Origin of the sequence: Catenovulum agarivorans DS-2 (genome assembly GCF_000568405.1) — a bacterium.
Lineage (GTDB): Bacteria > Pseudomonadota > Gammaproteobacteria > Enterobacterales > Alteromonadaceae > Catenovulum > Catenovulum agarivorans_A.
In genome coordinates this window covers 1-14,843 of the sequence record NZ_ARZY01000056.1, presented here as the reverse complement: position 1 = coordinate 14,843, position 14,843 = coordinate 1, and the positions used below count along the sequence as shown (strand labels likewise).

9 protein-coding genes are annotated in these 14,843 nt (G+C 40.5%); 3 read left to right on the top strand and 6 right to left on the bottom strand.

The window, feature by feature from the left end; all coding sequences use genetic code 11:
• Positions 1 to 341: 341 nt before the first annotated feature.
• Positions 342 to 2,102: a glycoside hydrolase family 9 protein gene (locus DS2_RS18360; protein ID WP_081754335.1), complete on the top strand. Its 1,761-nt coding sequence runs from the start codon at positions 342 to 344 to the stop codon at positions 2,100 to 2,102.
• Between the two features lie 132 nt (positions 2,103 to 2,234).
• Here the strand turns inward: DS2_RS18360 and DS2_RS18355 are convergent, their stop codons facing one another.
• Positions 2,235 to 3,740 (bottom strand): tryptophan halogenase family protein, encoded by a 1,506-nt coding sequence (locus DS2_RS18355; RefSeq protein ID WP_035016482.1) that lies wholly within the window; start codon positions 3,738 to 3,740, stop codon positions 2,235 to 2,237.
• Between the two features lie 134 nt (positions 3,741 to 3,874).
• Between DS2_RS18355 and DS2_RS18350 the strand changes: the two genes are divergently transcribed.
• Complete coding sequence (locus DS2_RS18350; RefSeq protein WP_035016484.1) at positions 3,875 to 5,359, top strand: tryptophan halogenase family protein; 1,485 nt, start codon at positions 3,875 to 3,877, stop codon at positions 5,357 to 5,359.
• 112 nt (positions 5,360 to 5,471) lie between these two features.
• Here the strand turns inward: DS2_RS18350 and DS2_RS18345 are convergent, their stop codons facing one another.
• From DS2_RS18345 to DS2_RS20750, 5 genes are all read right to left on the bottom strand, one after another.
• Positions 5,472 to 8,765 (bottom strand): TonB-dependent receptor, encoded by a 3,294-nt coding sequence (locus DS2_RS18345; protein ID WP_035016480.1) that lies wholly within the window; start codon positions 8,763 to 8,765, stop codon positions 5,472 to 5,474.
• Positions 8,766 to 9,089: 324 nt separating this feature from the next.
• Positions 9,090 to 10,178, bottom strand: coding sequence for a glycoside hydrolase family protein (locus DS2_RS18340; RefSeq protein ID WP_051480006.1), 1,089 nt, complete (start codon positions 10,176 to 10,178; stop codon positions 9,090 to 9,092).
• A complete protein-coding gene (locus tag DS2_RS18335) occupies positions 10,171 to 11,661 on the bottom strand; it encodes a sulfatase-like hydrolase/transferase (protein ID WP_035016479.1) in 1,491 nt (496 codons plus the stop codon). Before DS2_RS18335 ends, DS2_RS18340 begins: the two co-directional genes overlap by 8 nt.
• A gap of 167 nt (positions 11,662 to 11,828) precedes the next feature.
• Positions 11,829 to 13,820 carry a glycoside hydrolase family 2 TIM barrel-domain containing protein gene (locus tag DS2_RS18330; RefSeq protein ID WP_200870163.1) on the bottom strand — a complete coding sequence of 664 codons (1,992 nt, stop codon included), beginning with the start codon at positions 13,818 to 13,820 and terminating at the stop codon, positions 11,829 to 11,831.
• 14 nt (positions 13,821 to 13,834) lie between these two features.
• A complete protein-coding gene (locus tag DS2_RS20750) occupies positions 13,835 to 14,434 on the bottom strand; it encodes a sugar-binding domain-containing protein (protein ID WP_200870162.1) in 600 nt (199 codons plus the stop codon).
• Between the two features lie 99 nt (positions 14,435 to 14,533).
• Between DS2_RS20750 and DS2_RS18325 the strand changes: the two genes are divergently transcribed.
• On the top strand, positions 14,534 to 14,843 hold a 310-nt coding region (locus DS2_RS18325; RefSeq protein WP_152537647.1), incomplete at its 3' end, for a hypothetical protein.

Here is a 14,843-nt window from a genome sequence, read left to right as displayed (position 1 = left end):
TTTAATTTTTCTTATCCAGAACTCAGGTTAATCAACTTCCCCTTTTTTAAAGTTAATAAAAATATGGCAAATAACAGGCATTGATAAGCGGTAAAAATAAGTGCGAGGTCGTGAGTATTAAATAAAACGGTTTTCACTGTTACTTGATCCTTCCCTTTAGAATTATTTTTATATTAGGCGAAATTGTTATAAAAATATTACCAAAATTAATCGCTAATGTCGGTGGATATGAGTATTACTTTAAGCCAAAGCGTATATTTGTACGAATAAAACCTGTATTTGAACGATTAAAAACTCGAAATCAACCAAAATACACCATCACTAACAAAAAGGATAACTTGATGAATTGTTACCAAAGAAATATTTTGAGTGTGTTATTGGTTCACTTTTGTATTGCGTGTTCAAGCTCCAAGTCAGATACAAATGTTACAGATCCTCAAACCAAATCTCCTACAGATCCGCAAACAAGTATACAAACTACAGAGCTAATAAAAGTCAATCAATTGGGGTATAGGATTGCAGACAAGAAAGTTGCGATAGTGCCAAATGTAGAAGCTACAAGCTTTGAGCTAATAAACGCTGATACCAATGAGGTTGTTTATCAGGGCAATTTGTCTACCAGTAAATCTTGGCTACCAGCAGGTAGCACTTTGTTTAAACGAGCTGATTTTTCTAGCTTTCAACAAACAGGTAAATTCAAAATATCGATTGGTGGTGTAAAAGAGTCATATGTTTTTGAAGTAGCGGATAATGTTTATGATGAATTACACGACGCAGCACTAAAAGCCTATTACTACAATCGCGCAGGCCAAGAGATTACCGAGCCATACGCTCAAGGGTTTTCAAGACAGTTAGGCCATGCAGATACACAAGTGACAGTTCATAGCTCGGCTGCAACACAAAGTAGACCAGCAGGGTCTAAACTTCACTCAACTAAAGGTTGGTACGATGCTGGCGATTATGGCAAATACATAGTTAACTCAGGGATATCAAGCTATACCTTGTTACTTGCTTATCAACAACATCCCGAATTTTACACTAATAGAGATTTAAACATTCCAGAGTCGGCAGATGGGATTCCGGATATTTTAAACGAAATAAAATGGAATTTAGACTGGATGGCGACTATGCAAGACCAAGACGGCAGTGTTTACCATAAACTTACAAGCTTAGGTTGGCCTGGTAAAGAAATGCCAGTGCAGGATCAACGCGAACGTTTTGTAATCGGAAAATCAACCTCGGCAGCACTAAATTTTGCTGCGGTAATGGCATTTGCAAGCCAAGTGTATCAACCTTTTGATACAACTGGATATACACAACAATGGTTAGTCGCAGCTGAAAATGCGTGGAATTGGGCAAAAAATAACGACAACCTGCCATACCAACAACCCGCAGATGTGCAAAGTGGGGAATACGGCGATAGCTATTTTAATGATGAATTTTCATGGGCTGCAGCTCAGCTCTACCTAGCCACAGAAAAGCCAGAGTACAAAGCCGCATATTTCGCTTATCAACAAAGTTTTTCAACACCATCATGGCAGTACGTAGCCAGTTTACCTGCTGTTTCATTGTTGACGTTTGGCAAATCGCTGTTAACTGCAGCCGAATATCAACAAATTCAGCAAAATTATTTAGCGCTGGCAAATATTTTGTTACAGCACTACCAACAAAGTAGCTACTCAGTTGCCATGACATCAGCAGACTTTGTTTGGGGCAGCAATGCAGTGGTTTTAAATCAGGCGATGATATTGCTTCAAGCATTTAAACTAACAGAGCAATTAAACTACAAGCATGCTGCAACAGGTGCGTTAAGTTATGTGTTGGGGAAAAATCCAACTGACTATTCTTTTGTTACTGGTTATGGCGCAAACCCAGTTAAACATATACACCACAGAATATCTGAAAGTGACGGAATTGAATCACCAATACCTGCACTCTTGGCGGGAGGTGCGCAAAATGGTAAACAAGATGGCTGTAATTATGTTAGCTCGCAGCCTGCCACTACATTTTTAGATGACTGGTGCAGCTACTCAACTAACGAAGTTGCAATAAATTGGAATGCTCCGTTGGTGTATGTTTTATCCGCTCTTCTTGCTGAATAACTGCAGTGTAAAGTCACAGTGGAGCTAATTTAAATAAACAAGCGAGGGTATTTATAACAGTATCACGCTGGCACCAGCGCTTCATATATTAAAATATATCGCTGGCGCATGAAATATCAGTTGGATATCTATTTAAAGCTTTAATCTTTGAATATATTCTGCGTGATCAAGTGTTTTGCTGGCAACTTGGACCAATGCATTTGCAGAATCGGCAAAGGCCTTTTCCACCATGGTAAAGTTAGACTGATAAACTCGAGGATCTAAACTTTTCGCTCTAACGCCCATACCTTCTAATACAGCGTACCAGCTGTCTTGAGCAAACAAGTCTTGTGGATTGTGCATTAATCGGCCTTGTGCTTCAAACAAGGCTAGTTTTTGTTGCAAACTGTCGGGAATCGCTAAAGTTTGCCACATGCGCCAAAAAGCACTGTCTGTGCGTTGAGTACGGCAATAATGCAACACGATAAAATCGCGGATACATTGATATTCTATGTCCATCCGGCGATTAAATTCTTTTATGGTGGCGGGGTGTGGCATTTTGTCTGGTAAAGACTGCACAAAATTTAACATGGCTCGCATAATTAAATAAATGCTCGTAGACTCAAGCGGCTCTAAAAAGCCAGATGATAATCCTACTGCTAAACAATTTTTAAACCACATTTTATCGCGTTTTCCAGTGGTAAACGAAATTAGTTTGCTTTGGTTGATAACGCAATTGTGTTTAGTTGCATGGTCAATTAATAGCGCTTCAGCGTGGTTATCACTACAAAAGTCATCACAATAAACGTAGCCGTTACCAGTACGGTTTTGTAACGGGATACGCCAGCGCCAGCCATGTTCGTGTGCTGTTGCTTCTGTATAAGGGGGAAGTGGGTTGCTAATGTCGGTTTGCACTGCAATTGCTTTATTGGCGGGTAAATAGTGTTGCCAGTTTTGATAGCCTACGCGTAAAGCTTTGTTTATTAGTAATGCGCGTTGCCCAGAACAATCAATAAAAAAATCAGCTGAGATGTGTTTACCCGATTGTAGGTGTAGTGTTTTAATTTGCCCTTGAATGTCTAGCTCTGTATCGACCAAATGGTCATATACAACTTCAAGGTTATGCTTTTTTAAGCAGTATTCTTTTAGATATTCTGCAACTAAACCAGCGTCGAAATGTAGAGCGTATGTGCTACCGCTTAGGTTATTTGGACGTTTTGGGTCGGGTATAAAAAACTTGTTTTGTTTGGCTAATGCCACAGCTGGTGAAAAATCAGTTAAGCCAAACTGACCACCTTGGCTTATATGCCTGGCCCAATGTTGATAAAAAGGCAAACCATCTATGTTGTTGCCAATATAACCAAATTGGTGCCAATAGTGCTGGCCTTTTTCCAGCCAGTCGACAAACTTAATACCGAGTTTAAAAGTGGCATTGGTTTTTAAAATAAAGTCTTTTTGTGGGATGCGTAAATATTCTAATAAATCGACAATTGAAGGTATGGTTGCTTCGCCAACGCCGACAGTAGCAACGTTTGGCGATTCAATTAAGGTAATATTTACTTTCGAGTTTTTTAGTGCCTGTGCTAACACTGCCGCCGAAATCCAGCCTGCGGTGCCACCTCCCAAAATAACATAGGATTCTATTTGATTATTTTGCATGTTATTTCATCTAATTGCTTGAGTTATGATGTTACAGTATAACCGTAACATCATATGTTTGAGAAGTGTCGAGAGGTGGTAACTGTTCTATAACAATGCTATTGTTAACATTCGACTATGGGCCTGGGGTTGTTATGCAATTAAAAAATCAAAAAATACTCATTGTTGGTGGTGGTACGTCGGGTTGGATGGCCGCTAGTTTGTTGGCAAAAAAATGGCCGAACTGCCAGATCAAATTAATCGAGTCGCAAAACATTGGGACCGTCGGTGTGGGTGAAGGATCAACGCCATATATCAAACAGTTTTTTAATGCACTTGAAATTGAAGAGTCAGATTGGATGCCGTTTTGCAATGCAACTTATAAGAACGGCATCGAATTTATAAATTGGTCGACTCAACCGGGTTACAACAGGTACTTTCACGCATTCTTAAGTGATTTAGATGAGCAACATACGCCGCTATTTGAACAAGCAACTCTAAACAGGCGCCAAGGCCAAGCGGTTAAAGCGCATCCAGATGGATATTTTTTTCTGCAAACGTTGGCTCAACAACACCGTCAACCAACACTCGAGGTCCAATCAAATAACAACGCGGCACCCCACAACATATATGCCTACCATTTTGATTCAGGTAAATTAGCTGAATACTTAAAGCAGTATTGCTTAAACCTAGGTGTGGAACATCAATTTGTAGATATTGAAACCGTGGAGTTAGCTGGCAATGGTGAAATAGCCGCCGTGATTGCCAAAGATAAGTGTCGTTTTGAAGCTGATTTATATCTTGATTGCACCGGCTTTAGCAGTTTATTGATTGAAAAAACCTTGAAGGAACGCTTTATTTCTTTTGATGAGAATTTATATAACGACCGCGCGGTAACAGTCGCCAGTAAAGCTCAGATGCACTATCAACCACAAACAACGTCAACTGCATTGACCAATGGGTGGGCATGGCAAATTCCGCTGACATCTCGTACCGGAAATGGATATGTATATAGCTCAAAGTATATAAGTGACGAGCAGGCAACCCAAGAGTTAATTGAGTTTGTCGGGCGTGACAACTTAATTGGTGAACCAAGAGTTATTCCGATGAAGGTGGGTAGAGTAGAGCGAGCTTGGGTTAAAAATTGTGTCGCGATTGGTTTATCTCAAGGCTTTATTGAACCGCTAGAAGCCACAGGATTGCACTTTATTCAAACTTCGATTGAAAGTTTTATTTTGTTATACGAGTTAGGAGAAGGTTCGGCTGAATACCGACAAGTTTACAACCGTGAAATAGAGCATGTTTTTGAGCGGGTTCGAGACTATATTGTGTCGCATTATTTGACCAACAGCCGTAATGACACTGAATATTGGCGGGTATGTAGAGACAAAATTAACATTTCTGACACGCTTGATGGCTTGATGCGGCAATGGTGTAGTGGTAAAGACTTTAAAGCAGCGTTAAAAAAGGCTGAATTAGACCACATCTATCCATCTGCTTCATGGCATATGTTGTTAGCCGGCATGGGCTTTTTACCGCCAATTGATGGCGCACATAGGTTGTCAGATTCGGAAAAGCGCACTCTGGCACAAATAGCAGAAGTACATCAGCAACATATCAATGTATACGGCAAAACTTAACGATTATCTGGTAAAAAAAAGTGTGTTTTCTTTGGGCTAGAATAAATAAAGGGCTGTAAAAACAGCCCTTTATTTGTATTGGTTAATACTGAGTTTCTGGAATAGTATTAGTTTAAAACTTAGCACGTATCCCTAAACGGAATATGGTGCCAGTACTCCACTGACGAATAGTACGAGACTTGTTCGCTTCACCTTCCAACGCATTACCTTCTATCGGCACATTGGTGTCGGTTAAATTGGTGTAGTATTGGCGAGGCGTGCGTTTATTTAAGTTAACCGCATTAAAAGTAACAGTGATATCATCATTTATCTGGTAGTTAGCTGATAAATCTAACTGGCCACCACCTTCATTCCATAAAGCGCCTGATTCAAACGAACGTCTAGCCAGTGAATCAGTACGGTAGTTATAAGCTAAACGAATCAAATTACCATTTTGCTCCCAAAAAGTTGACACGTTATAGCTATGTTTAGATATGTTTTCCATCGGCATAGCGGCATAAACTGTATTTAATAAACCCACTTCAGATTTAGTTTTTGAATCTGAATAGGTGTAGTTTATCGCAGTACCTAAGCCTGATAATACGCCTGGAAGGAAATCAAAGTTTTGATTGTAGCCAATTTCAAGGCCCTTATTTGTACCGCCTGCACCGTTACGGATATCAGTAATTAAAATGGTGTCGCAATACTTAGATGATTCACTGGTCACAGTTTGCCATTTGTGCCTGTGATCCATCATACAATTGATGCCGTCTGCTTGAGCTTGGTCATACTCTAGAGCGTTACCACCAGGTTTCTCGATTAAGATATCCTTGATTGGATCTAACGTTTGTAACTCTTCATCACTGACATTACGCAAATCTCGCCAATGGGCGTTAATTGAACCTTCCTCTTCAAAGTTAGCCATGTCTTTGTAGAATAATGCAACTGAAAGCGCACCACCTTCATTAAAGTACCACTCGTAAGAAAGATCTAAGTTTTTCGACTCTAGTGGCTCCAAGTATGGATTACTTAAACGCCCCCATGAATCACCACCCCAAACAAATTCTCTAATTGAATAACTTGGTTTTAACGAATCAATTTTTGGCCGAGCCATGGTTTTAGATGCTGCAAAACGAGCGACCATTTCTTCATTTAAATGATAGTTCAAGGTTAAACTGGGTAAGTACATATCAGTACTGTTGGCTGCTGTTGACTTAAATTGTGCTGGGTCTTCTGGTTTGCTGCCATCTTCATATCTACCGCGTCTGTCAGGACTGATATCATAATCCGCATCGTAACAACTTTGACTCGCTATCGGTCCCCAATTACCGTTGGCGTCAAATCCACCAGCTAAATTAGGTATTTGCTCACCGTCAGCATTTGTTGTGAACAACTGTTCGTCTGTACAAGCTGGCAGTGACGAATCTTCAGCAATTTTAATTAAGTTGCGATCAATCACGACATTGTTTTGAAAATCGACAGAAGAATAACCTAAACTTTCTACTTCAGATTTGACATAACGTAGGCCAAAGTTACCAGTAAGATTATCATCCAGCATAGCAAAACTTGCTTTGATGTATGCAGCTGAATTTGTTAATCCAATTTCTCTGTCATTGGCTAAATTGGGTCTTAGACGCACATTTTCACTGTTCGCAAATAAAAGCTCAAACGACTTACGTGCATTTACAGTCCACCAACCATCAGTGTTGTTGGTGCGTTTGTAACCAAGTTCTGCTAAGAAATTATCGCCATGTGGGGTAATGCCATCAGTCACCTCTGACAAGCGAATCGAATCAATTGCTTTACCTAACGTATCTTGCCCTAAAGGTTGTGGAATACCTTCAAACCAATATTCTTGGTTAAATACAGATTTATCACGCGTTTGGCGTTTTGCACCAAATTCAATTTTGGTAATTGGGCCTAAATCTGTTTCCCAATCAAAATCAACATACAGCGCTTTTTGTTTATCGCTCATAATGCGGTCACGCGAGACAGCTTGCTGCAAGTGAATAGCGTTTAAATCATCTGGGTTATATGCCGTAGTGATAATATTGTCTTCATTGCTTTCACCGGGCGCTCCAGTTTGCCCTGGGCCAAAATCAACCGTGCTTTTACCCGTTACTATATAACATGGGCCAGAAGTGCAATCATAACCAGTTGGCTCGATTACGGCTGGGTCGACTTCAATTAATGCATCGTCAGAAACATGCGCATAATTATTGGAATTTAAGTAGGTGTAATAGTCATCATCTGCCAAGGTTTTAGAATAACCGTAACGAACATCTACTTTAAATGTGTCGGTGAAGTAGTGTTTAAAATCTAAACTATAGATTCTGTTTTCGGTATCAACACCCGATTGCAAGCGTGAAGTACGCCCACGAGCTGTTCTGTCTAACTTTTTGGTGAAAGCATGTTTGGTTGTGTCGTAAACCAACCAAGGATCGTTAGGGTCTAGGATACGAGGCATATCTTTGTCTAAGTGTGCATCACCAGAGCCAAGCGAGAAAATAGTATTGTCGTCAGTTTCTCGGTACTGATCAGACATAGTCACATCAAAACTCAGTTCAGTTGCATCAGATAAAGCCCACTGCACAGCCGATGTAAAACCGTGCCTATCCATCTGATTTTGGTATAAAGTAAAACCTGTATTATTGTGAATATATCCAGTTACAGGACCTGTTAACTCACCAGTGTGAGCATCAATGGCATTGTCTGCACTAAACATTTTCAGCCTGTCGGTATAAAACATGTCTTTGCGCTGGGCTTGAGTTTCACTAAAGGCGGTAATGTATACACCCAAGGTGTCGTTTAAGAATTTATGCGAAAAAGACCCAGAGATTTTGTAATCTTTTTCTTCAGCGAAGTCGTCATAACGAGCTTGGGCCTCGAAAACTCGTTTGTCTTCTTTGGCATTGAGTGGCCTAAAGGTTTTTAGAAGAATATTTGCGCCCAAGCTACCTTCGTCTTGGTCGGCGGCTGCGGTTTTAATCACTTCTATTGAATTAAGTATGTCTGACGAGTATGCACTTAAATCTACCGCTTGGTTCTCGGTGCTACTGGTTAAAATAATGCCATTTAACGATATATTGTTTAAATTTGGGCCCGCGCCACGCACTGTCACTGTTGTGCTGTCGCCTTCACCCGCACCGCCGCCACGTTGAATGGATACGCCAGTGATACGTTGCAATGCTTCACCTATGTCTTGGTCAGCTGATTTACCAATGTCTTCAGAAAAAATTGAATCGCTAACGGAGTCACCTAAACGTTTGTTGTTAAGCGATCTCGCTAAACTGCCCTTAAAGCCCGTTATTTCGATTGTTTCAATTTGTGATTTGTCTTTTTGATCTTCAGCAAGCGCTTGAGGCGAGAGTAATAGAGCGGCAGTGATTGCGATGCTCGTTGGTGTTTTTTTGACGGATAGAGTCATGTTTGTCCCTTTTGTTTATTTTTGTTCAAATATAAAGTAGATCGATTAAATACAAATATCAATATAAAGTTTCTTTTATTTTAATTATTTGTTGGCTTATTGTTTTTTTGTTTGTGTGTGTTCTTTGGAATTTGTAACTTTGTATATAAAATTATTCGGAGGTTGAATTGAAGATAAGTTGCAAACTAGCGTTAGTTTATTGAGCTAACTTTCGTTGGAGTTGGTATACAAAATGGCATATTAAATAATTCAATAATGGCAACCCCAGCCAAAACATACAGTTTATGATAGTTTGTGACCGAGGGTGTATATTTGGCTATTTGGTTAATTACTCAGCTGCAATACAAATGCGCTAGATGTATTAAATTTACCGCCCATTAACGCTAAAAATAAGTGGGTAGGTTTGCCATTTTGCATTAGTATTTGTGGGCGTTCCATGCGCTCAACTTTTTTCTCATTCACATATTCAGTGTTGGTCTTATAACCCAACATAGGCTCTGACCACTTCAGCCCGTCTTTTGATTCCAGCAATAAACCAACATGTGGGTGGATAACGCCCATATCACGCATCACCATATGGAATTTATTGTTATCAATAAATACATACGCATCTTCAACTTGTGCGTTTAAGTGTGAAAAGCTCACCAGTGGATTTTTTGCATGTTTTACATATGGCCCAGTAATGTTTTTACTAGTAGCTACGCCCATTTTACGTAGGTCATCGTTATATCTATCCCAAGCTTTGTAATAAAGCCAATATTCGCCATTTGGATGCTGGAGTAGGGCGGGGTTGGTTGTTAGGTAGCTGTCCCATTGTTTCTTATTTGGGCTGATATCTAATATAGGCTCGTCGCTAACACGCTTATATGGACCATAAATATTGTCGGCCAACGCCAAACCGATTCGTTGGGTTGAGGCATGATGCCCATCATATTTACTGGCGTTTTTTAGATTATTGCCAATAAAAAATAATGCGTATTTATCACCGACTTTTTGAATGGTTGGATTATGTATGGTGTCTGCATCCCAGTGGTCACCGCCTCGGCCAGTTAACACAGTGCCAATAACTGTGTAAGGCCCTTCAGGTTTATCGGCAACCGCATGGGCAATTTCGCTATGACTTAACCAATGTTTATGTTGACCACGCCAGCGTGAATAAAACACATGTATTTTGCCATCGTCTCCAACTATGGGGGACGCGCCCCAAACATTCCAATTTTCTTCTTCTAAAATGCGTTTACCACTTTTTGCCAGCCTTTTACTAAAATCAGATTCAACTATTCCCACTTCGGCTAAGTTATCGGGCAAAGCGTGTGTGTGATTAAAACCATGTTTGTTGGCCGCATTGCTAAAGCCACTAATTAACATGGTTAAAAAGGTAAGTGCTATTGCAATGTAATTTTTGTTATTCATTGTCTGCTCCAAAAACTTTGCTTAACAGGGGATCGTGTGTAGCGAGCATTTTTTTATAGATAATGTTGTCAAACCGGTTGATGAAACGCTGAATGTTCGGATCGCCACTGTGAATTAAATTAGTACTTTCTTGTGGGTCTTGCGTTAGGTTATAAAACTCGTCGCGCCCACGGTTTATATAATCTTTAATCAGTTTATAGTTTCCATCGCTATACATACGCATGCCAGTTATGGACTGATGTAAAGTAGAGTAAGCCGCGTAGTAATCTGTGCTCGTGAGTTTTTCTGCATTGAATAGTGCTGCGGCAAAGCTGTTTCCGCGCAGGTTTAAATATGATGGAATTGGCATATTGGCAATATCTAACAGCGTTGGAAACCAATCTAAGTTGGACACGCTAGATAAATTAGTTGTGCCTGCCGCCACTCGGTTTGGCCAGCGAACTAACAAAGGCACTTTTATTGAATTGTCGTACAGATTTGGCCGCTGATTTTTGGGAATGTTATCGGTTGCAGGTGGGTCTTGTTTAAGCAGCCAATGGCCGTTGCCTTTGTGCCAAATACCGTTGTGTCCCATGCTGTAACCATGATCAGATGTGAATATAACTACTGTGTTGTCAGCCAACTTTAACTCGTCTAATTTGGCTAATACTCTACCAATATTTCTATCTATGCCATGTACGCTAGCAAGATATTCTTTCATCATCGTTTTAGTACGTTGAATATCTAAATTGGGGTAGTTTGGATTGGGGATCTGTATATCAAGATCTTCAAATGGTTGCATATCTTCATCTGCTACGGGTAACCAGGCAGTATGTGGTGCGCGGTAGTGTAGTGAAAGCATAAAAGGCTTTTGCTGATGATTTTGCAAAAACTCGAGTGCGTGGTCAGTGAGTATATCAACCGTTAGTCCATTTTGTTGTTTAACTTGGCCGTTGATCTCCAATTTAGGGTTTGCGGTTTTAGTACCACCGGCAACAAAGCCGGTAAATTCTTGATAACCGTGTTGGGTTGGATGATGTTCAGGCTGATAGCCGATATGCCATTTACCGATCAACCCATTGTAATAACCCTGCTGTTGCAATAGCTCAGGCCAAGTGATTTCGCTGGGGTTTAAACCTAGCTCTGGCTCGTAACGGGTTAGTGATGGATAAATGGTATTTATCCAATCGTCTATGCCTAATTCGTAACCGTATTTTGATGTAAGCAAGCTGGCACGCGAAGGGCTGCAAACAGGGGTTGTGGTATATGCGTTTGGAAATACCATGCCTTGACGTGCCAGTTTGTCTAAATTGGGGGTGACCGCGGCCGACTGTTTGGTAAAACCGAGTGCCCATGGCGCTTGGTCATCAGTGTAAATAAAAATAATATTTGGCTTGGCTGTGTTTGTGGTGGATACAGTGTTAGTACTGCCACAACCTAGCAAGTGTGCAGTAAGTAATACTAGCGAGATTATGTTTGCAGTTGTTCGTGTAGTTATATTCATAACAAACCGAGTAATGATAAATGTTAAATTAAATTTTGGTCTACAATAAACAATAACTGTTTAAATGTAAAATTAAATGTTTATACGTGTTTCTCTGGTAAGCTGCAGCATTCATTTGTGATACCTGTGTTAAAACGTGCAGAGTATTGTTACTCTGCACGGGGCTGCTATTTTTTAGACTTCGTGACTTTGATTATTTGTTTAGATGGTTTGAGTTTGCTTGACTGAACATTAACAGCAAATGCGCCTGTCGCTTCAGTACTTTGCACTATCAACAAAGCGCGGCCACGGTAAGTGGTTAAGCTATCACTTTGATGTTTTTGTACATTGCGGCTCCAGCCATTGTCTACGCCTAATGCTTTCAATCCTGTTGCAACATCAAAGGTGATTTTGCCTTCTTGGTGATAGACAGGATTGCCGTTTTTATCCACCAACTGAGCTACAATATGGCTGACTTGGTATTGATCGTTTACCAGTTCAGTTTTATCAGAGGTTAATTTTATTGCCGCTGGTTCACCAGCCGTGGCAATTTCAGTTTCAATAACTGAGCCTACAGCTCGTGCGGTTAATTTGCCTGCACTAAAGGGGACAGCCCACTTTAAAATGCGATCTTCATTGTCGCTAAGTTTTTTTATTCCTAAACTTTTGCCATTTAACAAAAGCTCAACTTCGGGTTGATTGCTATACACTTCAACTATAATTTGCTGATTGTTTTCATAATTCCAGTGTGGATTAACATCACGCCAAAACCATTTACCTTTTTTCCAGCTACCAGCTTCTTTTTCAACCACCTTGCCGTTTTCTATCTTGTATGACGACTTATCCATTGTTTGTGTGGTTATGTGCAAATGTGGCTCGTCACTCCAAACCGTTTTCATCATGTGATAACTTGGTTTTTTAAAACCAGCAAAGTCCAACATGCCCGAATCTGTGCCTTTGCGCGGCCATTGGCCGTTCGACTCACCCATGTAGTCGGCACCTGTCCAAACCATAATGCCTGCAACATAAGGTTTGTCTAATACCGCTTGCCATTCATGCCATTGCACCCAGTTTTCTGTGCCAATAATCATTTTGTCAGGGAAATGTTTATGACCGTACTCGTATTCAGCTTGTCGGTAGCTATAACCAATAACATCTAATGCATCGGCATAACCAGCAAAATGGCTGACACTTGGCACTACCAAGTTGGCTGTTATTGGTCGCGTAGTATCCATTTCTTTGGCCCACTTGCTTAACCTTTGTGCTGTATCTTCTAATTTTGGTCCTTTTACTTCTTTGCTATCAAAAATAGCTTTTGATTCTGCTGGGGTATATGGCGGTGCATTCCAATAATAATTAACCTTGTTTTTCTTATCCCAATAACCCGTTGAGCCAACATAGTTAGGGTAAGTCCATTCAATTTCGTTGCCTATACTCCATTGGAAAATTGAGGCGTGATTACGATCGCGCAGCATCATGGCTTTTAAATCACGCTCAGCCCATTCAGCAAACACTTGGTTATAACTTTGGGTGATGTAGTCTACTTCGCCAGACTGGTTGAAGTTTTTACGTTTATCTTTTGGATTGTCCCACTCGTCGAATGCTTCTTCTTGTACTAAAAAGCCCATTTCATCGCACAGCTCAAGAAACTCTTTGGAAGCAGGATTATGTGCTGTCCGAATGGTATTTACCCCTGCATCTTTTAAACTTTGTAAACGGCGACGCCAAACATCCTTAGGTACAGCGGCACCCACTAAACCAGCGTCGTGATGCAAATTAACCCCCTTAATTTTTAGAGGTTTGCCGTTTAGGTAAAAACCAGTTTTGGGGTCGTTAATAAAAGTGCGCACGCCAAAACGTGTAGTACTGCTGTCGACAACCTCTTTGCCACTGATAATTTGTGTTTTGGCTACGTACAAAGCTGGGCTGTCTGGCGACCAGAAGTCAGGTTTTGCTACAGTAACATCTTGATCAATCACCTGCTGGCTATTTGCACTAAGGGTAATAGCATTACTTACTTGGCCAACCGCTTGGTTTTTATTGTTATAAATAGTGGTGTGAACCATTAACTTTTGCGATTTAGCACTGTCGTTTTGCACTGTGTTTTCAATATTCACTTGTGCTTGCTGCTCAGACACTGAAGGCGTTGTTATGTAAGTGCCCCAAATTGGAATATGCACAGGTGAGGTAACTATCAATTCAACATTACGATAAATCCCGAACCAGTGTACCAACGTGAATCAACATAACGTGAACGGTCAACCGACACAGCAATCACGTTGTCAGTACTATCTGTGTTTAGATAAGGGGTTAAGTCGTAATAAAACGGTGCATATCCATATGGGCGTGTACCCAAACTTTTACCATTAATAAATACTTCACTGTGGTTGTATATGCCATCAAACAAAATTTGTGTTTTAGCCGTTTCGCCATTTGCAAGTTTTGGCGTTTTAAAGTGTTTTCTATACCAACCATGACCACCAGGCAAATAACCCGTTGCACCAGCCGTTAGCTCTTGGCTATATGGTTTTTCAATACTCCAGTCATGCGGCAAGCGCACATCACGCCATTGAACATCGTTAAAACTGGTTTGTTCAGCACCCGTTACGTTTTCATTAATAAACTTCCAACCAAAGTTAAAATCAATTTGTTGGCGCTGCGATGCTTGAGAGCTGTGTGAAGATATAACTGAGTTCGCGTCAGTAGATTGATTAGAGCACCCAAATATAAAGGGGGCGGAGCTTAATAATATCGCTGGCAACAACAGCGACTTTGAAAAAGGTTTTGTATGCATAATCGGCTCATTTTATTTTTTGTTAAATTATTGAGGGTATTTTGCACTAAAATTAATGTGATTTAAATATGAAATGTGTATTTTGTATGTGTTTGTTCGGTGGCTAGCCAATACAACAAAACCGATAAAATTAATACCGACTTTATTCGTATAAACAACGAACAAGTTGCAAGGGTGGAAAGTAACGGCAGCAAAGCCGATCCAAGCGTACCTGCATTTAATGGTACATTAGCCAGCAAACAAACCATAGGCAATACCGCCGTATTATGGCGCGCACACAACATGCCTTATGGTTTTGAGTTTGCGCTAGAAAATGCTGAAAACAAAGCTGGGTCATTAGGTTACACAGGCCATGTACAAGACAAAAGCGGCCTTGTGTATATGCAGGCACGTATATGGACACCTACAT